General features: G+C 64.8%; 19 protein-coding genes. 1 reads left to right on the top strand and 18 read right to left on the bottom strand.

Features of this window, described 5'->3' with window-relative positions:
* From CWS72_RS23095 to CWS72_RS23050, 10 genes are all read right to left on the bottom strand, one after another.
* The gene (locus CWS72_RS23095; RefSeq protein WP_101253013.1) at window positions 1–747 is read right to left on the bottom strand and encodes an enoyl-CoA hydratase/isomerase family protein; all 747 of its coding nucleotides are present in this window, start codon (window positions 745–747) and stop codon (window positions 1–3) included.
* 3 nt (window positions 748–750) lie between these two features.
* Window positions 751–1,956: a trans-sulfuration enzyme family protein gene (locus CWS72_RS23090; protein WP_101253048.1), complete on the bottom strand. Its 1,206-nt coding sequence runs from the start codon at window positions 1,954–1,956 to the stop codon at window positions 751–753.
* A 5-nt stretch (window positions 1,957–1,961) separates the two neighbouring features.
* Window positions 1,962–2,747: an enoyl-CoA hydratase gene (locus CWS72_RS23085; protein ID WP_101253047.1), complete on the bottom strand. Its 786-nt coding sequence runs from the start codon at window positions 2,745–2,747 to the stop codon at window positions 1,962–1,964.
* Between the two features lie 13 nt (window positions 2,748–2,760).
* Window positions 2,761–3,555, bottom strand: a complete 795-nt coding sequence (locus CWS72_RS23080) for a CoA-transferase subunit beta (protein WP_199175906.1) — start codon at window positions 3,553–3,555, stop codon at window positions 2,761–2,763.
* Complete coding sequence (locus tag CWS72_RS23075) at window positions 3,552–4,523, bottom strand: CoA transferase subunit A (RefSeq protein WP_101253012.1); 972 nt, start codon at window positions 4,521–4,523, stop codon at window positions 3,552–3,554. The genes CWS72_RS23080 and CWS72_RS23075 overlap by 4 nt, the downstream gene beginning before the upstream one ends.
* 195 nt (window positions 4,524–4,718) lie before the next feature.
* Complete coding sequence (locus tag CWS72_RS23070) at window positions 4,719–5,486, bottom strand: ABC transporter ATP-binding protein (RefSeq protein ID WP_101253011.1); 768 nt, start codon at window positions 5,484–5,486, stop codon at window positions 4,719–4,721.
* 2 nt (window positions 5,487–5,488) lie between these two features.
* Complete coding sequence (locus CWS72_RS23065) at window positions 5,489–6,334, bottom strand: ABC transporter permease (protein ID WP_241911865.1); 846 nt, start codon at window positions 6,332–6,334, stop codon at window positions 5,489–5,491.
* A 70-nt stretch (window positions 6,335–6,404) separates the two neighbouring features.
* Entirely contained in the window at window positions 6,405–6,872 is a 468-nt protein-coding gene (locus CWS72_RS23060; RefSeq protein ID WP_101253009.1) for a hypothetical protein, read from the bottom strand.
* Between the two features lie 275 nt (window positions 6,873–7,147).
* The gene (locus CWS72_RS23055; protein WP_101253008.1) at window positions 7,148–7,549 is read right to left on the bottom strand and encodes a hypothetical protein; all 402 of its coding nucleotides are present in this window, start codon (window positions 7,547–7,549) and stop codon (window positions 7,148–7,150) included.
* 145 nt (window positions 7,550–7,694) lie between these two features.
* Window positions 7,695–8,594, bottom strand: a complete 900-nt coding sequence (locus CWS72_RS23050) for a LysR family transcriptional regulator (RefSeq protein WP_101253007.1) — start codon at window positions 8,592–8,594, stop codon at window positions 7,695–7,697.
* A 205-nt stretch (window positions 8,595–8,799) separates the two neighbouring features.
* On the opposite strand from CWS72_RS23050, the gene CWS72_RS23045 reads away from it, so the two are divergent.
* Window positions 8,800–10,221, top strand: coding sequence for a sodium:solute symporter family protein (locus CWS72_RS23045; protein WP_101253006.1), 1,422 nt, complete (start codon window positions 8,800–8,802; stop codon window positions 10,219–10,221).
* An 8-nt stretch (window positions 10,222–10,229) separates the two neighbouring features.
* Here the strand turns inward: CWS72_RS23045 and CWS72_RS23040 are convergent, their stop codons facing one another.
* From CWS72_RS23040 to CWS72_RS23005, 8 genes are read right to left on the bottom strand one after another with little or no spacing between them, the layout of a single operon-like run.
* On the bottom strand, window positions 10,230–11,177 hold the full coding sequence (locus CWS72_RS23040) for an MBL fold metallo-hydrolase (protein ID WP_101253045.1): 948 nt from the start codon (window positions 11,175–11,177) through the stop codon (window positions 10,230–10,232).
* 13 nt (window positions 11,178–11,190) lie between these two features.
* Window positions 11,191–12,783, bottom strand: coding sequence for an ABC transporter substrate-binding protein (locus CWS72_RS23035; protein WP_101253005.1), 1,593 nt, complete (start codon window positions 12,781–12,783; stop codon window positions 11,191–11,193).
* Between the two features lie 13 nt (window positions 12,784–12,796).
* Window positions 12,797–14,509, bottom strand: a complete 1,713-nt coding sequence (locus tag CWS72_RS23030) for a hydantoinase B/oxoprolinase family protein (RefSeq protein WP_199175904.1) — start codon at window positions 14,507–14,509, stop codon at window positions 12,797–12,799.
* Window positions 14,506–15,492, bottom strand: coding sequence for an ABC transporter ATP-binding protein (locus CWS72_RS23025; protein ID WP_101253004.1), 987 nt, complete (start codon window positions 15,490–15,492; stop codon window positions 14,506–14,508). Before CWS72_RS23025 ends, CWS72_RS23030 begins: the two co-directional genes overlap by 4 nt.
* Window positions 15,473–16,492, bottom strand: a complete 1,020-nt coding sequence (locus tag CWS72_RS23020; protein WP_101253043.1) for an ABC transporter ATP-binding protein — start codon at window positions 16,490–16,492, stop codon at window positions 15,473–15,475. Before CWS72_RS23020 ends, CWS72_RS23025 begins: the two co-directional genes overlap by 20 nt.
* A 5-nt stretch (window positions 16,493–16,497) precedes the next feature.
* Window positions 16,498–17,412, bottom strand: a complete 915-nt coding sequence (locus tag CWS72_RS23015; RefSeq protein WP_241911864.1) for an ABC transporter permease — start codon at window positions 17,410–17,412, stop codon at window positions 16,498–16,500.
* A gap of 2 nt (window positions 17,413–17,414) precedes the next feature.
* Window positions 17,415–18,404, bottom strand: a complete 990-nt coding sequence (locus CWS72_RS23010) for an ABC transporter permease (RefSeq protein WP_101253002.1) — start codon at window positions 18,402–18,404, stop codon at window positions 17,415–17,417.
* Window positions 18,401–20,545, bottom strand: coding sequence for a hydantoinase/oxoprolinase family protein (locus CWS72_RS23005; protein WP_101253001.1), 2,145 nt, complete (start codon window positions 20,543–20,545; stop codon window positions 18,401–18,403). The genes CWS72_RS23010 and CWS72_RS23005 overlap by 4 nt, the downstream gene beginning before the upstream one ends.
* Between the last annotated feature and the right edge of the window lie 878 nt (window positions 20,546–21,423).

Raw genomic sequence — 21,423 nt, 5'->3', positions numbered from 1 at the left:
TCAGGAGCCCTGGAAAACCGGCGGGCGTTTCTCCTTGAAGGCGGCCAGTCCCTCGGCGAAATCGTCGCTGAAGGTCACCCGGTCGACATCGCGCCGGGCGATGCCGGCCAGCTCGGAAGGGCCCTTGGGAATGGTGCGCGAGACGAAACGTTTCAGTTGCGCCAGCACCAGGGGCGCGTTGGCGGCCAGCTTGTTGGCGTATTCGAGCGCGGCCTCGAGATGTTGGCCGGCCGGCACCACCTTGTTGACCAGCCCGATTTCATAAGCGCGCTGGGCCGACAGCGGTTCGCCGAGAAGAAGCATCTCCATGGCGATCTTGTGCGGGATGCGGGCCGCCAGCGAGGCGATCAATCCGCCGCTGAAGCCGACCTTCGCCTCGGGATAGGAGAATTTGCTGGTTTCACTGGCGACCAGGATGTCGCTGTATTGGGCGAACAGCAGGCCGCCGCCGACCACCCAGCCCGATACGGCGGCGATCACCGGCTTTTCGACCTCGACGCCGATGCCGGGAATGGCGCGCCACAGGTCGTGCGGAACGTCGTTGAGATCGGCGCCGGCGGTGAAGGCCGTCTCGCCGGTGGCGGTGATCACCGCCACCCGTTCGTCGGAGGCGTTGAAGCGCAGCCAGGCGGCGTTCAGGCTCTCGACCACCTGCTTGGTGAGGGCGTTGCGCTTTTCCGGGCGGTTGATGGTGATGATCGCGACGCGATCGCGGACTTCATAGGTGACGACGTCGGTGGCGCTCATGGGTCAAACGGCCTCCAGGGCTTGCAGGATGTCATCGCGAAGATCGTCGGGGGTTTCCAGGCCGACCGACAGGCGGATGAGGCCGTCGCCGATGCCGTGGCGGCGGCGTTCCTCGGCCGAGTAGGCCGCGTGGGTCATGCTGGCCGGGTGCTGCACCAGGGTCTCGGCGTCGCCCAGGCTGACGGCCCGGGTAACCAGACTCAGGCGGTTCATGAAGCGCTTCCCGGCTTCCAGTCCCCCATCCAGTTCGAAGGCCACCAGGCCGCCGAAACCGCTCATCTGACGCTTCGCCAGGGCATGGAACGGCGACGAGGGCAGGCCCGGATAGGAAATCCAGCGGATTTTTGGGTGGCGTTCCAGCAATTCGGCGAGGGTCTGGGCCGACGCGCTGTGCCGCGCCACGCGCAGTTCCAAGGTTTTCAATCCGCGCAGCAACAGGAAGCTGGTGATGGGCGAGATGGTGGCTCCGGTCAGATAGCGCAGGCCGTGCTGGCGGACGCTCTCGACGGTCTGTTTGTCGCCGATCAGCGCGCCGGCGATCAGGTCGCCATGGCCGCCCAGGAATTTCGTCGCCGAATGCACCACCAGGTCGGCCCCCAGTTCCAAGGGGCGTTGCAGGACCGGTGTCGCGAAGGTGTTGTCGACCATGACCAGGGCGCCGGTCTCATGGGCCAGCCGCGTCACCGCCTCGATGTCGATCAGGCGCAGGTTGGGATTGGCCGGCGTTTCGAAATGAACCAGCTTGGGCCGGGCCTCCCTGAAGGTCCGCTCGACGGCGTCGAGATCGGTGAAATCGGCGACCGAAACCTTGATGCCGAAACGGGTCAGGCCCTTGGTGAACAGGGCGAAGCTGTTGCCGTAGAGCGTATGGTCGATGACCACGGCGTCGCCGGCCTCCAAAAGGGTCCATAGCGTGGCGCTGATCGCCGCCATGCCGGAGGCCACGGCAAGGCCGGCTTCGCCGCCCTCCAATGTCGCCAGGCGGTCTTCCAGCAGGGCCTGGCCGGGATTGCGGGTGCGGCCGTAGACATAGCCCTCCCGCTCGCCGCGGAAGAGCTGCTGGCCGATTTCCGCCGATTCGAAGGCATAGGTCGAGGTGAGGAAGACCGGCGGCGTCAGCGCGCCATGTTCCAGGGCCGGATCATAGCCATGATGGATGGCGCGGGTGGCGAAGCCGCCGTCCGGGCGGTTGGGGCGATTTTCGGTCATCGGCGTCAGCGCCCGCACCAGACGGGCGCCCGCTTGTCGAGGAAGGCGTCGATGCCCTCCCGCGCGTCCCGGGCTTCCAGATTGTCGACCATCACCTTCGCGGTGTAGGCGTAGGCCTCGGCCAGCGGCAGTTCGGCCTGGCGGTAGAAGGCTTCCTTGCCGACGGCCAGGGTCAGCGGCGATTTCGAGGCGATTTTGACGGCCAGCGTCCGGGTGGCGGAGACGAGATCCTGGGCCGGCACGATCTCGTTGATCAGGCCGAAGCGGAGCGCCGTCGGCGCGTCGATCAGATCGCCGGTGAGCAGCATCTGCATCGCCGCCTTGTGGCCGACGTTGCGCGACAGCGCCACCATCGGGGTCGAGCAGAACAGGCCGATATTGACACCGGGCGTGGCGAAGCGGGAGTCCTCGGCGGCGACGGCCAGGTCGCAACTGGCGACGAGCTGGCAGCCGGCGGCGGTGGCGATGCCATGCACGCGGGCGATCACCGGTTTCGGCAGATGGACGATGGCCTGCATGACGCGCGCGCAATCGGCGAACAGGGCTTCCGTATAGGCGCGTCCGTATTCGGCGGCGCGCAGTTCCTTGAGATCGTGGCCGGCGCAGAAGGCCGGGCCGGCCCCGGCCAGGACGACCACGCGCACAGAAGCGTCGTCGGCCAGGGCTTCGAAGGTTTCCAGCAGTGTCCGCAGCATGCCTTGCGACAGGCTGTTGCGCGACTGCGGGCGGTTCAGCGTCAGGGTGGCGACGCCGTCTTCGTCCTGGCGAAGCAGGAGCGGGGTATCGGTCATGGTCATTTCTCCATCAGCCCTTTTTCCTGAGGGCTCCGGTTTCGTCGACGCGGCGCAGCGCCGCCAGTTCATCCGCGGTCGGCTCCGGCGCCTCATGCGCTCCGGCCGCCAGCTTGAGGTCCCAGCCGGTGTTCGCCTTGATTTCCTCGATATTGGAAAACGAGAACCAGGACGCCAGCTCGAATTCCCTGGTTTCGGGATGCGGGCGCAGAATGCCCAGCGTGGTGACGATGGCGGCCGGGCCGCCGCCGTTGAACCCGTGCCGGCTGCGGGCGTCGCCGCCCTCAAGATAACCGGGCGAACTGATGTAGGCGACCTTCTCCGAGAAGCGCTTGCGCTCGTGGCTGACCATGATGATCGTCCGCTTGGCGCCGCAGGCGATGTCGTTGGCGCCGCCGGCCCCGGTCAGGCGGGTTTTCGGCGGCCGGAAGGTGGGGCCGATCGGGCCCTCCCAGATGCCGGTGGTGTTGACGTTGCCGAATTTGTCGACTTCCGCCGCCCCGATGATGCCGACGTCGCAGCGCCCCGAGGCGACAAGGAAGCCCAGCGCGTCGATGGCGTTGGTGAAACTGGTGGCGTTGGACGAGATGCGGTTGCATTCGATGCCCCAGGGCAGGCCGCCGACCGGCGTGGCGCCGTAGACGCCGCCTTCGGTCATCGTGCGGACATTGGGGGCGTGGTGGGCCTGGGCGAAGAAGCCGGCCAGCATGGAAAGGCCGACACCGAAGATGGCCAGTTCACCGTCCCGGATCTCACGGCCGGTGGCGATGGCCATCATCTCCTGGCGCGTATAATCGAGCCCACTCACGGCGCCACCTCCTCGGCCGCCAGCAGCCACTGACGGAAGGGATCGAGCAGGAAACTGGTGCTGCTGCGGCGCAAATGCTCGACCTTGTCGCGGCCGATGCGATCGAGATAGGCGGGGATGTCGGTGACGCCGTCGATATAGTCGCGGATATAGGCCGCCGTGCCCTCTTCGGTGGCCAGCGCCTTGTTCATGGCGACCATATGCTCCTCGTCGGCGTCGTACATGCCGGGCGAGCTTTGCGGCCAGGCCGCGAAGGGCCAATGGACGACGGCCTCGACGATGATGTCGGGGATGCGGACCAGATTGGGGAACTGGCGCATGCAGGCGGTGTCGACCAGCGCGTCGGCGATCAGCACGACCTTTTTGGCGGCGCGCGAAAGCTCGAAGCGGCTCCATTCGGTGCCGAGGATGATGGCGTTGCCCAGCGGGTCGGCCAGGGTGACGTGGATGGCCGCCAGATCCGGTCGCAAAGGCAGGAATGCGCCGATTTCCTTGCCGGTAAAGGGGTCGGTGACCATCGGAATCTTCTTTTGGGCAGGATAGTCGTCGGGGGCGAAGGCGCTGCGGTATTGAATGTCGGAGCCGATGGCGACCGTGGCCGGCACGAAGGGCCAGTTGAGCGCTCCGCCCAGCAGCCTGAGCGGGATGGCCAGGTTGGAATAATCCTCGAGCGCCAGCCGGCCGCTTTCCACGGCCCGCCTGAGCCCGTTGGCGAAACCGAAGACCTCAAGCCCGGAAAAGCCGCATTCCGCCCTGGTCACGGCGCCGGCGGCGGCCAGCAGGTTGAGTTGCTGTGTGTTGCAATGGAAAATGGCATGCAGATCCTTGCGGTTCTGGCGCAAGAGTTCGCGGCCGAAGACGATGGCGTCGGAACCGACGGGGAGGGCGGCGCCGCTGGCATATTGCATCCCGTCCCAGGTGTAGCGGCGGACCGCTTCGGCGAGCGAGATCAACTTTTCATGAGGCATTGGAAGAGTGGGTCCTGATGGTCTATGACTGAGTTTCCAGTCATAGACCATCAGTCTACTAAAATATAGATGTTTATGAATATGGCTTAAAATATGAGGTTTTCTCGCATATATCGCTGGTGTTCTGACACCTTTCATTAATAACTAATATAAAATGTTATTTATCATCCAGCCGTCGGTGCCGTTCGCCTCGCTTCAGATGGCATAAGCGAAGGTCTCCTCGGCCTCGGCGAAGAAGGATCCGAAGATGTGGCGGCGAATATCGATGAAATGCGGGCTGGAGCGGTCTCGCGGCCGGGGCAGCGAGACGGGCAGCACGGCTTTGACCCGGCCCGGGCGGGCCGACATCATCACCACCTGATCGCCCAGGAACACGGCCTCGTCGATATCGTGGGTGACCAGGACCATGGTGATATGCTCGGCCTCCCAGATGCGCAGGATCTCCTGCTGCATGATGATCTTGGTCATGGCGTCCAGCGCCCCGAAGGGTTCGTCCAGCAGCAGCACCCGGGGCCGGTTGACCAGGGCGCGGGCGATGGCGACGCGTTGGGCCATGCCCCCGGAAAGCTGGCCGGGATAGGCCTTGGCGAAGCTGCCGAGGCCGACCAGTTCCAGATGTTCGGAGACCAGTTCCCGGACCTCGGCGGGGGTGGGGCCGTTCAGGGCGAAGGCGACATTCTCCTCCACCGTCAGCCAGGGCAGCAGGCGGTGCTCCTGAAAGACCATGCCTCGGTCGAGGCCGGGGCCGCCGACCGGCCTTCCGTCCAGGCTCACCTCGCCGGCGAAGTCGCCCTCCAATCCCGCGATGATCCGCAAGAGGGTGCTCTTGCCGCAGCCGCTGGCGCCGACGATGCTGGTGAAGCCGCCAGACGGAATGTCGAGATCGATGCCGTCCAGCGCCAGGACCGCGCCGCTCGCCTGGGAAAAACGCTTGACGAGGGTCTTGATGCGCAGCTCGGCCATGCTCACTGCCCCCCGAAAGAGGTTTTCCAGGTGATCAGGCGGCGTTCCAGGCGTTTCAGCAGGCTGTCCAGCAGCTTGCCCATGGCGCCGATGGTGATCATGCCGACCAGCACCACGTCGGTCTGCGACAGTTGCCGCGCGTCCATGATCAGATAGCCAACGCCGCTGGAGGCGGCGATCAGTTCGGAGGCGACCACGCACATCCAGGCCACCATCACGCCGACGCGCAGGCCGGTCATGATGGCCGGCAGGGCGCCGGGCAGCACCACCTTTAGGATGAAGCGCCGGCGCGGCACCTCCAGGATGCGGGCCAATTCGACGAAGCGTTGGTCGGTCTGGCGGATGCCGTCGACGGTATTGACCAGGATGGGGAAGAAGGCGCCCAGGAAGATGATATAGACCTTGGCCGCCTCGCCGATGCCGAACCACAGGATGGCCAGGGGGATCCAGGCGATGGGCGGGATCGGCTTGACGAGTTGGATCAGCAGGTCGCAGGCCCGGTCGACCTTCTTCGACAGGCCGATGGCCAACCCCAGGAGGAGGCCGGCGAGGGCGGCGATGGCGAAGCCTTCGAGCACGCGCAGCAGGCTGATGGCGACGTGGCGCGGCAGTTCGCCCGACAGTCCAAGCGTCCAGAAGGCCTGGGCGACTCGGGTGGGGGGCGGCAGCAGGATGGGGCGGATCAGCCCCAGTTCGAACAGGCCCTGCCAAAGCGCGATGACGGCCAGCGGCAGGGCGACGTAGAGCGCCGTCCGTCCGAGGCCGGAAAGCAGGGCTGTTCTCCTGCCGGCTCCGGAATCCGGGGGGGCGGCTGCTATCGTTCGCGTCAGGGCGATGTCTCCGCTCAATTGCGATCCATCGTCCGGATGGCGGCGGCGGTTGGAGTCGCGATCTTCATCAGCTTCATGAGGGGCCTTTTCAGTGAATGGCCAGGCGGTCGAGATGGATGAAGGACGGATGCTCCGCCGCTTCGCGGGCCAAGGCCGCATCGAAGGTCTTCCAGGTGATCTCGTCGGGACGGATCACCCAGACGCCGGCCAGGTCGACATCTCCCAGGCGGTCGCGCAGCGCGGTGTAGTGCCGCTGGAACAGCGGGCCGGCGACATGGACCTTGATCGCCGTCCCCCTGATATGGGCGGTCCGGCCATCCGCCGCCCGCAGGATGACGGCCAGGGGAGCGTCGAACCAGACGCTGCGCACCAGATTGCGATTGGTGGCGGAGGATTCCAGCGGCTCCAGGTAATGAATGGTGCCGTCCCCTCCGGCGAACAGGGCCAAGGGGATTTCGAGATGGGGAACGCCGGAGGCGTCGACGGTGGCCAGGGCCTTGACGGTGGTTTCGTCGTCGAGAAGGGCGGTGACTTCGGGCGGAAGAGGAGAGGTCATGCTGGTTCCTTTAGGAGAAGAGACGGGGCAAATCGCCGTCGCGCGTCCCGGCGCCGTCATACTATAATCCACTATCATCATGTGGATTATAGCCTATAGTCTACTAGACTAATGCATATGGGAGTCAACGACATTCCGTCGGGATGGTTCGGCTCGGCAGGGGCGGGAGTGGGGGCAGCACGCGAGCGTCTCGTCGGACATGTCGGTTTGGATGACATGCCCAACGAGCCCGCGGGGGCGTTTGAAAGAACCGTTTCGGGCGGACGGGTGTCTTCCTATTCGACTTCCATTTCGATTTCGCCCTGGGCGCCGCTGGCGATGACGATCAGGAAATCGAGCCCACAGGAGTGGTCTTCGAGGAAGGTCCGCTTGCACATGGCCAGTTCGCCCTTGAGGATGCGGCGCAGCCATTTGGACAAGGTGGCCGGCGAATAATCGGCGATTTCCATTCGGGCGCGGTTGCGAAAGGCCGTCTTCACCCGATTGATGACGTCGACCTCCATGGCGTCGATCTGATCTTCCACCGGATCGCGGTCGAATCCCGTGGCATCGCCGACGAATCCGCGTTCCTCGATTTCCGCGTAAAGCCATTCCCGCAGGTGGCGCCGCAAGGAGCGGCGGAAGCGGTTTCCCAATTCCAGTTCGGCCCAGCAATGGGTGACGTCGATCTCGATCATGAGCCTCCTCCTCGAATGGTGGTGTTCACGATGCCCGACGTCGACGGGACGGCGCCCAGGTGGTCCGTCCCGTGGCGACGAGATTATCCGTACAAGATTTAGGCATGATACAACTCAGGTGATTTTTTAATCAAGTTTATGCTACTTATGGCATAAGGCTGTGCCGGGTGATCACTTCGATGAAATTCCGCACCGCCGATGACTGCTCGTCGCGCCGGAAGGCGGCGGTCAGTTCGGCGAACACGGCGCAGTCGGCCAGGGGCCGGTAGACGACGTCGGCCGGTTGCAGGCAGCCGAGCGATGCCGGTACGGCCGCGATGCCGAGGCCGGCGGCCACCAGGCTCAGAACCGCGATGAAATTCCGCACATGGAAGGCGTAGATGGGCGTGAAACCGCCCTGGCGGGCGATCTCGGCGACGTGACGCGAGAAGCCGACCTCGTCGTCCGTCTGCGGTACGACGAAATGGCTGCCGGCCAAATCGGCGGCGGCGATCGGCCTTTCGGAGCGGGCCAGCGGATGGTCCTTGCGCAGCGCCACCATCACCGGTTCCCGGAGGAGCGGAATGACCGAGAGATCGGCGGGCAGCGACGGCTGCGGACGGAAAAAGCCGATATCGATCTCGCCGCCGGACAGGGCGCTGACCTGGGTGACGCTTTCCATTTCCTTGAGATCGATCTCCGCCTCCGGCCATTGCCGGCGAAAGGCGAAGGTGGACGCCGGCAGCAGCCCGGAAAAGGTGGCCGAGGCGACATAGCCGATTTTCACCTTGCCCAATTCGCCCCGGCCCAGGCGGCGCCCGACCAGTTCGGCCCGTTCGAAATGTTCCAGCGCCGAGCGCGCCGCGGCCATGAACAGGACCCCGGCTTCGGTCAGACGCACCGGCGAGCGTTTGTGGCGGACCAGCAGGCGGGTGCCGATTTCCTCCTCGAGCAGCAGGATCTGGCGGCTCAACGCCGACTGGGCGATGTTGAGGCGGCCCGCGGCCTTGCCGAAATTCAGCTCTTCGCTCACCGCGGCCAGATATCGCAGTTGCCGGATGTCCATCGGTCGTTCTCCATCGCCGGGCGACCGCGTGAACGCGCTTGCCCGGGTTTAAAATTTTGGTCCGCTGTCATTTAATCCATATTAGATATCAAAGATGAACATTTTGATATTTGACGCGATTAAACGGCGATGCGACCCTTTCGATGAGACATTTTTCGCTATGTGATGGGGGCGCCCCCGTCTTAATGGGCCGGCGCAAACAAAAATGATTTCCTTGACCATCGGCCATTGGATCAGCCTGGCGGCGACGCTGGCGGTCATCCTCGCCGTTACCGTCTATTCGACCCGCTCGGTCCGTTCGGCGGTGGAGTTCAGCCTGTGTGGACGCTCTTCCGGCGCCATGCTGATCGCCGGCGGTATTTCCGGCACCTGCATCGGCGGTTCGGCCACCATCGGAACGGCGCAGATGGCCTATAGCTACGGCCTGTCCGCCTGGTGGTTCACCATGGGCGAGGGGTTGGGGCTGATCGTGCTGGCGGCCTTCTACGCCTATCCCTTGCGCAAAAGCGGCCTGGAGACGCTGCCCCAATATCTCGGCCGCCATTACGGCGGTCTCGCCGGGCCGTTGACCAGCCTGATCTCCTCGCTGGGCATCCTGTTCAGCGCGGTGGCCAGCGTGCTGTCGGGCATCGCTATGGTCGAACTGGTCTTCGGCATGGCGTCCTGGCAGGCCGCCGCCCTCATCATCTCGATGGTGGTCGCTTGCGTCTGTGTCGGCGGGCTGAAGGGGGCGGGGGTCTCGGGGCTGCTGAAGATGGGGGTTCTTTGGGTGACGCTGTTCGCCGCCGGCGCCGTCGCCACCCTGGCGCTTGGCCGCATGCCCGACTTCGATGCGCTCTTCCCGGCCTTCCCCTGGTTCAGCCCGATCGCCCGCGGATTGCCCGACTGCCTGGGCAATGTGGCGTCCCTGATCGTCGGCATGATCTGTACCCAGACCTATATCCAGGCGGTCTATTCCGCCTCCGATACGAAGGTGGCCGCCGTCGGAACCCTGGTCGCCGCCGCTATCACCATTCCCGTTGGACTGCCCTCCGTCGCCATCGGCATGGTCATGCATGTCACCCACCCGGACATCAAGCCGATCCTGGCGCTGCCGATGTATCTGGTTCTCCATCTGCCGGCCTGGCTGGGCGGCATCGGCCTCGCCGGCATCCTGTTTTCCATCGTCGGCTCGGTGGCCGGTCTGGCCCTGGGCATCGGGACCATGCTGGCCAACGACATTGGCCGCAACCTGTTTCACGTCACCGGGGAGGGGCGGATCCTGGGGATCAACCGGTTGGCCGTTCTCGCCGTGACCATTCTCGCCACGCTGATCGCGTTGAGCAACGCCAACAGCTATGTGCTGGACTGGAACTATATGTCGATGGCTTTGCGCGGCGGTGGCGTCTTCGTTCCGATGACCCTGGCGATTTTCTGGCCGCGCCGGTTGAGCGCCTTCTGGGCCGTGCTGTCGATGGCGGCCAGCACGGTCGTCGCCGTGGTGGGGCGGTTCGGCCTCGACTGGCCCGTCAACCCGCTGTTCACCGCGCTGGCGGTCAGCCTGATGGTCGTGGGGGTGGGACTCGTCGTCGGCCTGGCGGGACAGGGCATTCGGGATGCCGGGCGGGTGGACGAGCCTTCCGTTTGATCCCGCCGTCAAATCTCCATCAGGTCACGGCCGACGATCACCTTGCCGTCATAGTGCTTGCGGACTCCGGCCGTCCAGTCGTCGTCGCTGATCGACGGATCGTCTCCGGGCACCAGATGGGACAAGACCACGGTCTTCACGCCGGCCGCGGCGGCCACCCGGCCGACGTCCTCGGTGGAGGTGTGCGCGGCGACGATATGCTCGCGGAGGCGATCCGCATTCGCCGTTTTGGGCAGCAGCCGGTCGAGTCCCGGAAGGTAGAGCGCCTCATGGACCAGGACGTCGGCTCCCTTGGCCAGGGTGATGAGGGCCTCGGAATAATTGGTATCGCCGGAAATGACGATGGAACGGTCGGCGCTGTCGAACCGGTAGGCGAATGCCGGGGTCACCGGCGGATGGTCGACCAGCGCGGCCGTCACTCTGACGTTTTCGTCTTCCATGACCACGCCGGCCCGATCGAATTCATGGACGTCCACGAGCTTGCGCAGATCCGGGCGGCCCTCGTCGGGGATGCGCACCTCGATGTCATACTGGTTCATTTCAAAAAACAGCCGGGTCATTTTGGCGATCGGCGGCGGTCCCCAGGTGTCGACCCTGCTCTTCAGGCCGGATGCCCAGGCCAGCAGCAGAAGGTTTCCATAGTCGGCGTTGTGGTCGGAATGATGGTGGGTAATGAAGACATGGCGCAGCGACGGCAGCGGAATTCCCGCCAGGATCAGCTTGTCGGCGACGCCGCTGCCGCAGTCGATCACATAGGGCACGTCGTTGACCACGATGACCTGGGCCGGGTTTCCCCGGCCTTTCGGAGTGGGGCGCGGTCCGCCCTTGGTCCCCAGCAGGATAAGCCGGGTTTTGGCGGACGGTTGCGCTTTCACCGGTCTCGCCAGGCTCAGGGCAAGGCCAAGAGAGGACGCTCCCATCAGGAAGTGACGGCGGTCGAGACCGGTTGATCGCATGGCTATTTCATCCTCAAGGATCGACATAGGCGTCGGCGAGATTGGATTCGACGCCGTCGGCGGTGAGCGAGTGATCGTGAACGCGGGCATTGGCGATGGTGATGAATTCCGGCTGATAGAGGTTCACGGCCGGAATCTCCTCTTCGACGATGCGCTGGAACTCCTGGAATTGGGCGAAACGCTTGGCCGGGTCGATTTCCACCGTCGCATCCTCCAGCAACTGGTCGACCTTGGGGTTGGCGTAGTGGGTGCCGTTGGAGAAGGGGACGCCCTTGATGAAGTTCTTCGACCAATAGAGGCGCTGCACGCCGACGGTGGGGTCGAACAGATTGCTCATGCCGTTGGTCGTGAAGGCGAAATCGCGGTCAGTGTAGACGCGCTTGATGAAGCTCGACGGATCTTGCGCCCGGACGGTGACGTCGATGCCGATCCGGGAAAGGGCGGAGCGGAGGAAATCGGCCAGTCGCGCGCCATCCGAGGCGATCGGGTTGTAGTCCAGGGTCACGTGGAACCGTACGGCCTTGTCGCCGCGGGGATAACCGGCCTCGTCCAGCAACTGGTTGGCTTTTTTCAAGTCGAAGGGGTAAGGCGTCGGCGCCGGATCGTGGAAGGCCTTCAGTCCGGGAGCGATGGGGGAAGCCGAGGGCTTGCCGTAACCGTAGTTGACCACCTTGAGAACGGTGTCGCGGTCGATGGCGTGCGCGATGGCCTGGCGGACTTTGAGTGTCTTGAAATATTCGTTGTCCAGATTGAATTCAAGCAGGGTGACGTTGAACGAATAGCTGTTTCCCTTGGTTTCGAAGCGCAGGGAGGGAAGCTTGCGCAGGCGTTCCAGATCGGCCAGCGGCACCGGGGTTCTGTAGCCCAGGTCGATGGCGCCGGTCTCGAAGGCGATGGCCGCCGCCGCCGGGTCGGGAATGAAGCGCACGATCAACTGATCGAGATAGGGCTTGGGCTTGTCCCAATAGTCGGGGTTGCGTTCATAGACGATATGACTGCCCCGCACCCATTCCTTGAATTTGAACGGGCCGGTGCCGATGGGGGCATTGCCGTTGGGATTGGCGGCCGCATCGGTTCCTTCATAGATGTGCTTGGCGACGATCGGCGTTTCGGTCGCGGCGAAGGCCTTGATCAGATAGGGCGACGGTTTCGACAGTCTGATGACGGCGGTATATTTGTCCGGCGTATCGACGGCCAGCACATTGGCGAAGGTGCCGCGTCCCCGGGGATGGATCTTCTTGATCAGATCGATCGAATAGGCGACGTCTTCGGCGGTGAAGTCCTTGCCGTCATGCCATTTCACCCCCTGGCGCAGCGTGAACGTATAGGTCTTGCCGTCGGGGCTGATCGTCCAGGCGGTGGCGAGCTGGGGCTGCGGATTGACGTCGTAATCATATTTGAGCAGGCCTTCGGTCACCTTGGCGCTGACGGTCAGCGCCGGAGTGGCCGTGGTGGCCAGTGAAACCAGAGTTGTCGGCTCGGTGGTGGAAAGGAGGGTGAGGCTGCCGCCATGGGCCGGCGGCGCGGCGAAGGCGGGGGCCGAACCGACCGCCAGCAGGCAAATGCCGATGCGGGTCAGCAGGCGTAGGCTCGTCAGAAAATTCATGATGGCTCTTCCTTCAGAGAATGGGGGCCGTTTCCGGGAGGGGGGCGGTGTCGCCATAGGAGGTTCGGGCCGCGGATTGGGTGACCAGTCCATTGACCAGGTCTCGCGCCAGGCTTTGGGGATCGCGCCGGCGGGGATCGCCAAGTCCGCCGCCCCCCGGCGTTTCGATGATCACCCGGTCGCCCGCCGGGATGACCTGATTGCCCTTGCCCTTCAGGAGAGGGCCCGAGGCCAGGCGGATGCCGCCGGGCGCGCCGTCCGCGCCTCCCAGCGCGCCGCGTGCCGGATTGTCGATGCGGTCGAATGTCGCGGCGACGATCATCGGCATCGCCTCATCCGCATGTCCGATCTCGATGACCTGTCCCAGTCCTCCCCGGACCTGTCCGGCGCCGCCCGAATCCGGCCGGTATTCCTTGCGTCGGAAGACGATGGGACTGACGCTTTCGAGGATTTCGACCGAAACGTTGCGAACGCCGCTTGGAAAGGACGTCGTGGAAAGGCCATCCTTGCCGGGACGGGCGCCGGTACCGCCCGTCGAGAAACTGGTGATGTTGAACCGTCGCCCCCGGATCAGCGCGCCATTCGGTCCGCCGGCGATCGGTTCGCCGCCGATCAGGTGGATGTTCCACAGCGACGAGGCCCCTTCGGCCGGCACCCGGTCCGGCCGGGCCTGGCGCAGGCAGCCGAACATGACGTCGGGCAGCATCTGGCCGATGACATGGCGGGTGGAGACCGCCGCCGGATATTGGGCGTTCACGATGGAACCGGCCGGCGCCTCGACGCGGATGGGATCCAGCGAGCCGGCGTTGTTGGGAACGTCGGCGCCGATCAGGCATCGGATGCCGAAGGACGCATAGGCGTCGGTGTAGGACTTCGGCACGTTGATGCCGCGCGCCACCGACGGGGAGGTACCGGCGAAGTCGACGAGGATGGAGTCTTCTCCGATGGTGACGGCGGCGCGCAGTTCGATCGGGCTGTCGTAGCCGTCGACCGTCATGGCGTTGGCATAGGTTCCCCGCGGCCACTCCTTGAGGGCTTGCCGCATCGCCAGGCGCGACCGCTCGATGATGTAGGCGCCCAGGGGCGTCAGATCGTCCAGGCCGAATTCGCCGAGCATCGAGCGCAGCCGGCGCCCGCCGACCTCGTTGCAGGCGACCAGGGCGAACAGATCGCCTTCCACCTGCTCGGGGTCGCGCACATTGGCCCGCACCATGGCCAGCAGCGTCGCGTTCACCACTCCTTGCTCGACGAAACGCAGGATGGGGATGAACAGACCCTCGTGATAGATTTCCAGGCTGTCCGGACCGGCGCCCTGGCCGCCGATGTCGACGACATGCAGGGTCGAGGCGAACAAGGCGGTCAGCCTGCCCTGCCGGTGAACCGGCGTCACCATGGTCATGTCGAACAGATGGCCGGTCGCCTTCCAGGGGTCGTTGGTCAGGAAGACGTCGCCCTCCCGCATGGTTTCGGCGGGAAAGGCCCGCAGAAAATGTTTGACCGCCTCGGCCATGGAATTGACATGGCCGGGTGTGCCGGTGACCGCCTGGGCGATCATCCGTCCATCCGGCAGGAAAACGCCCGCCGATAAATCTCCGGCTTCCCGGGTCGGGGTGCCGAAGGCGGTCCGCATCAGAACCTGGGCCTGTTCCTCGACGACGGATAAAAGGCGGTTCCACATCACCTGGTTGCGAATCAGGCTGTCGTCGAGTTTCGTCGTTTCGGTCATAGGGTCTTCCTGGGCTGGGGCTCGATATTTTGAAAGGGCGCGGGCTCGGCGAAATGGCAGGCCACGGCATGGCCCGCGGCGACTTGCCGCAAAGCCGGTTCCTGATGGGCGCACCGCTCGTCGGCCAGCGGGCAGCGCGAACGGAAGCGGCATCCCGCCGGCACCTGGACGGCGCTCGGGAGATCGCCGGCGATGGCACCGGCGATGCGGCGTCTTTCCGGGGCGGTGGAGGGGACGGCCTCGATCAGGGCCCGCGTGTAGGGATGCCGGGGGGCGCGCCACAGCGAGGCATGGTCGGCGCTTTCGACGATGCGCCCCAGATACATCACCAGGACGCGGTCGGCGAAATAGCGGACCACCGACAGATCGTGCGAGATGAACAGATAGGACAGGCCCAGATCGCACTTGAGATCGACGAGCAGATTGAGGATTTGCGCCTGAATCGAGACATCGAGCGCCGAGACCGGTTCGTCGCAGACGATCAGTTCGGGTTGCAGGACCAGGGCGCGGGCAATTCCGATCCGCTGGCGCTGGCCGCCCGAGAATTCATGGGGAAACCGCGTCAGGGACGACGCGGGCAATCCGACCCGCTGCACGATTTCTGCGGCCAGGCGGCGGCGTTCGTCACGATCGCCCAATCCGTGCACCTTCAATGCCGTATCGAGCAGGCTATGCACGGTCTGTCGGGGATTGAGAGATCCGAAAGGATCCTGGAAAACCATCTGCATGCGGCGGCGGTGAGGCCGCAGGGCCCGCCGGCTCAGCCGCGTGATGTCCGTGCCGTCGAGCCGGATCGTGCCTTGCGAAGAGGGGACCAGCCTCAGCAGGGCTTTGCCCAGCGTCGATTTTCCGCACCCCGATTCGCCCACCAGCCCAAGGGTCTCGCCTTTGTCGATGTGAAAGGAGACCCCGTCGACGGCGCGAAGGATCCCATGGCCGGAGGCATAACCGGAATGCAGCGATTCAACCGAGAGCAAGGGCATCGTCGTCACCGTGGCTGGAGGAAAGCCGTCCATTTGAAAGCGGGGCGAAGCAGGCGGCGAGGTGGCCCGGCCCGACTTCTTCGAGCGGCGGCGGACGATGGAGGCAGTCGGAATGCGCCCCGGGGCAGCGCGGAGCGAACGCGCATCCCGGTGCCCCGGCGGCATCGGCGATGGTGCCGGGGATTTCATGGAGGCGGGCGTGGCGGTAATGCTTTCCGGCATCCAGCGCGATCGTCGAAACCAGCAGCCCCCGCGTATAGGGATGGGCGGGGCCGCCGCCCTGGAACAGCCTGGCGGCGGTCGTCTGCTCGACGATCCGGCCGGCATACATCACCGCCACCCGGTCGGCCCATTGGGCCACGACGCCGAGGTCGTGGGTGATCAGCAGCACCGCCATGGACAGCTGTCTGCGCAACCCGTCGAGCAATTCCAGGATCTGGGCCTGAATCGTCACGTCGAGCGCGGTGGTCGGTTCGTCGGCGATCAGCAGGCGGGGATTGCACGCCACCGCCATGGCGATCATGACGCGCTGGCGCATGCCGCCGGAGAGGTTGTGGGGAAATTCGTCGTAGCGCCGCGCCGGATCGGGGATGCGGACCAGGGCGAGCAGGTCGACGGCGCGGTCGCGGGCCTGTTTGCGCGACAAGGACTCGTGTTGGCGGAGGACTTCGGCAATCTGCCCGCCGATCGACATGACCGGATTGAGCGAGGTCATCGGCTCCTGAAAGATCATCGAGATGCGTTTGCCCCTGAGCCGTCGCAGGGCGGCGGCCGGTTGGCCCATCAGATCCGTTCCCTCGAACCGCACCCGCCCCGACAGGATGCGCGCGCTGGCCGGCAGCAGCCGCATCAGGGCAAGCGCGGTCGCCGATTTTCCGCTGCCGGATTCGCCCACCAAGGCCAGCGTTTCACCGGCTTGGATCGACAGAGTGACGCCCTGCACCGCGACGGTGCCGGGAAAGGCGACGGTGAGATTGGTGGCCTCCATGATGGCGTTCATGCCGTTCATTCCCCACGCTGACGGGGGTTCAGAACGTCGTTCAGGCCGTCCCCCACCAGATTCAGGGAAAGGACCGCCAGCGAGATCGCGCCGCCGGGCAGGGCGGTCAGATACCAGGCGGTGCGCAGCAGTTCGCGCCCGTTGGCGATCATGTTGCCCCAGCTCACCACATTGGGGTCTCCCATGCCGAGGAAGGACAATGCCGATTCGGTCAGGACGGCGCTCGCCACCATCACCGAGGCCGTGACGATGATCGGCGCCAGGGCATTCGGCAGGATTTCGCGGAAGATGATGCGGGCGTCGCCATAACCCAGGCTGCGCGCGGCCATGACGAAATCAGCCTCGCGCAGGGAGCGGAACTGGGCGCGGGTCAGCCGGGCGATGGTCGGCCATGAGCCGACCCCGATCGCCAGCGAGATCATTCCAATCGACGGTTCGGCGATGGCCACGATGACGATGGCCAGCAACATCGTCGGGATGGTCTGAAAGAACTCGGTCAGGCGCACCAGCAGATCGTCGACGACGCCGCCGAAATATCCACCGATCGCCCCCACCAGGGTGCCGATGAACAGGCCGATGACCGCCGATATCGCTCCGACCAGAAGCGATGCGCGGGCGCCGTGCGCCAGGCCGGCCGCGACGTCGCGGCCCATCGAGTCGGTTCCCAGGAGGAACTCGGGATCCTGGCCCGGCCACAACAGCGGCGCGCCGACCATATCCAGCGGATCCTGGGGGTAAAGGACGCCCGCGAACACCGCCAGGGCGACGAAGGTCAGCAGGATGAGCAACCCCGCCAACGCCGTCGGGTTGCGCAGGATCGCGCGCGGAAGTCGGCGCCTGGAAAGGTGATTCGCTTCAGGTTCGCCCGTCGACATGGCGATGGACGGGGCGGGCGACAGGGTGGGTGGGGAAACGGACATGCTCATCTCACCTCGATCCGGGGGTCGAGCCAGGCATGCAGCAGATCGATCAGGGCATTGGCGATGATGACGACGAACGAGGCCAGCAGCAGGACGCCCAGCAGAACATGGAAATCGCGGGCCATGACCGCTTCCAGCGCCAGCCGGCCCATCCCCGGCCAGCCGAAAACGGTCTCGACCACGACCGCTCCGCCCAACAGATTGCCGAGGTGGATGCCTGCCACGGTCGTAATGGGAATCAAGGCGTTGCGGAGGATATGGGAGATCTGCACCCGCCAGGGATGCAGTCCCTTGGCCATGGCCGTGCGGACGAAGTCCTGACGGTTCACTTCAAGCATGGCCGCCCGGGTCAATCGGGCGTAAATCGCCACGAAGAAGCTCGCCAGGGCGATGGTGGGCAGGATCAGGTGGCGCAGGCGATCGAACAGGAAATCCAGGCCATGCAAATGGGCGCCGATCGTCGCGTCGCTTCCCGCCGGCAACCATCCCAAGTGCACCGAGAACAGAACGATGGCCATGAGGCCGATCCAGAATCCCGGTGTCGAATACAAAAGCAGCGCGACGACGGACAGGACCCTGTCGGCCCATTTTCCGGCCCAGGCCGACATGATCGCGCCGATAATCAGCCCGACGATGAAAGCCGTGCCCAAAGCGCCGAACATCAGGATCAGCGTGCCCGGCAGGCGCGCGAGGATCAGATCGAGGACGGGCGCGTTGTAGCGCGGTGAATATCCGAGGCTGAAATGAGCGAGATTGTCCAGATAGGCCAGGAGCTGGCCGGCCACCGACTGGTCGAGACCGAAACGGCCGCGAAGCTGGGCCATGGTTTCCGCCGTGGCCGAGCCGGATTCACCGGCGAGGACGTCGGCGGCGTCTCCGGGCACCAGTTGCAGGAACAGGAAATTCAGGATCACCATCCCGAGAATGGTGGGGACGGCCTGGAAGACGACGCGTCTGAGGCAACGGCCCACCCTGTGCAGTCGTTCGCTCATTGAGCCGCCTCGGCCGGCCGGCCGTTGTCCAGGACCAGTGCGCCCAGCTCGCTGACGCGTGCGTGGAAGCCGGCGGCGACGTAGGTCGTGGTTTCGTCTTCGACGATCAGGGCGGGCCCCTCCAGCACGGCGCCCGTCTTCAGGGCCGCCCGGTCGAAAACCGGCAATGTCCGCCATTCCGAGTCCTCGGTGACGAAGACCCTGCGCGAATCGGCAGGGGAAGGGCTCGTCGCCGGCGCCGCGAGGCTGTCGGGTTCCGGGTTCGGCTGTTCGTCCGCCTCGACCAGGATGGACCAACTGACCGCCTCGACGGCGATGTGCGGCAGGCTGCGGCCGTACAGTTCCCCGTATCGCGTCTCGAAAGCCGTTTGAAGATCGCTCACCGCCAGCTCGTCGAAAGGCCGGACGGGAAGGTCGACGGCGATTTCGTGACCCTGGCCGGCATAACGCATATAGACGAGGCGTTGCTGGGTCAGAACCGCGCCGGGGGCCGCGCGCCGGACCACCGCCTCGGCCCCGGCGGCCAGCTCGGCCAGAAGCCGTTCGACGGCGGCATGGTCGATGTCCGCCAGGCGCTGACGCAGGCTGCGCACGGTCTGATAGGCCACCGGGGCCCAAAGGAAACCCAGCGCCGAGCCGACTCCGGCAGATTTTGGGATGACAAGCCGCGAGATGCCCAGTTTTCGGGCCAGTTGGGCGGCATGGAGCGGCGCGGCGCCGCCGAAGGCGATCAATGTGTAGTCCTCGGCCGATTTTCCCAGCTCCGTGGCATGGACGCGGGCGGCATTGGCCATCGTTTCGGTCACTATTTCGACGACCGCCTGCGCGCTGGCCTCGATGTCGAGACCCGTGGGCGTGGCCAGGCCGGAGGCCAGGGCGCCTCGGGCGAGCTTCGCGTCGAGGGCGACTTTTCCCGCGGCGAACCGTTCCGGGTCGATGATCCCGAGAACGGTATTGGCGTCGGTCACGGTCGGGCGGTCGCCGCCCAGTCCATAGGCGGCCGGGCCGGGGGCGGATCCGGCGCTGTCGGGGCCGACCTGGACGACGCCGAGATGGTTGACCCGCGCGATGGAGCCGCCGCCGGCCCCGATTTCGACCATTTCGATGACGGGAATGCGGATCGGCAGGCCCGATCCCTTCAGATGGCGATGAACGCGTCCGAACTCGAAACTGCGGCTGATTTGCGGCTGGTAGTCGTCGATGAAGCAGATTTTGGCGGTGGTGCCCCCCATGTCGAAGGACAGCGCCCGCTTCGCGCCGATCTGCCGGGCGATCTGCCGGGAAAGGACGGCGCCGCCGGCCGGGCCGGATTCGACCAGCCGGACGGGTTCCGCCATTCCCGTTTCGACCGTCGTGATGGCGCCGCCCGAGGTCATCAGGAACGGTTCGTTGCGAAGGCCCAGTTCGGTGGCGCGGCGGTTCAGCCGATCGAGATAGCCGGCGACCAGCGGCTGCACATAGGCGTTGGCGCAGGTCGTCGACAGCCGTTCATATTCGCGGATTTCCGGACAAACGTCCGAAGCCAGGGAGATCCAAAGGTGGGGGGCCTGCTGTTTCAGCAGGTCGCGGGTGCGACGCTCATGGAGCGGATTGGCATAGCCGTGAAGGAAGCAGATGGCGACGCTCTCGATGCCTTCGTCGGCAAGGGTGATGGCGAGACGGCGCACCTGATCGTCATCGAGCGGGGTGATGACCTTGCCGCCGGCGTCCAGCCTTTCGGCGACACCGTAACGCCAGCGGCGCGGCACCAGGGGGGCCGGTTTGTCGAGGAAGACGTCATACTGGGCGAAGCGGTCTTCCTGTCCGATTTCCACCAGATCGCGAAAGCCCTGCGTCGTCACCAGCGCCGTCGTGGCGCCTTTGCGCTCGATCAGCGCATTGGTGGCCAGGGTGGTGCCGAGAATCAGCAGGTCGATGTCGCGCCAGGCCAGCCTCGCCTGGGCGAGAATCTCCTCCACGCCCTCGATGACGCCCCGTTCCGGAGCGGCGGGAGTGGTCAGAACCTTCGCCGTATATCGGCGCTCGGAGGTCAGGAGGACGACGTCGGTGAAGGTTCCCCCCACGTCGACGGCGACCCGGATGCGTTCGGCGGAATCGGGGGATTCTTTCCGGGGGAGGGGAGAGGTTTGGGCTGTGCTCATCAATCCTGGTTCCAAGCGGTGTGGTCATATTTAACATAAAATAATATGTTAAATATGAAGTTTGTACATATGAATATGACATATGAGTAAACCATTAAGTCTATGCAGTGAAGAGGAATTGAGGGGCGAGGCAAGCGGGGGCATCCGGCAGCCCCGAAGCGAGGGGCTGACCGGGCGGGCGTGATCCGGGCGATCGCCTTGCGCGGCAACCCGGATATGTCGGGAAGAGGAGGATTTTTGGGCCCGGTAGGGTCTACAGACCCTAGGTTCTGTGGACAATTGGCGATTGGCCGGATGGAGTTCGTCCTCTTGATCGTTTCTGTGCGCTCCGGCTTTTGATGAACCACCAAGACACCAAGTCACCAAGGTGGCGGAGTGTGCCACTGGCATTTTCCCGTCCCGTCATCGGCTGTCGGGCGAATGCCTGTGGCGCGGATTGGCTGCCGCCGACGGATCCGAAAGACGCCTTGGTGACTTGGTGTCTTGGTGGTTCAAAATATCCGGTGGCTCCTTTCATGCCATCGGAGAACCGGAGGCAACGGGAGAAGCCTTAGAAGGCGCCCCCATCAAGGGGCATGACCACGCCAAATGTCATCGCCCTCTACTTTATTGATATAAAGGCGGATTCAGATTTTTGGCGGTATCGCGGAGCGATTCCACTAAAAATCATCTGCCACTAGTCTTACTGAGTCACAAAATATCTACATTTTGTATATGTATGATTCTTGTATCGCAAAATGAGGTATAAGGGGAAGATTCATGCTTCGGCAGGAGAAGGCTGATATGGATCTCGTTGCGAGTCTGGACAGTGGATCGCGTTTTGAATCCTATGTCGATGCGCTTGTGGCGGTGGTCGGCCACAGCGACCGAGCGGAACC

It is taken from the genome of Telmatospirillum siberiense (assembly GCF_002845745.1).
Taxonomy (GTDB): domain Bacteria; phylum Pseudomonadota; class Alphaproteobacteria; order Rhodospirillales; family Magnetospirillaceae; genus Telmatospirillum; species Telmatospirillum siberiense.
Note: the sequence above shows the minus strand (reverse complement) of the source record. Positions and strands in the feature narration are given on the sequence as shown.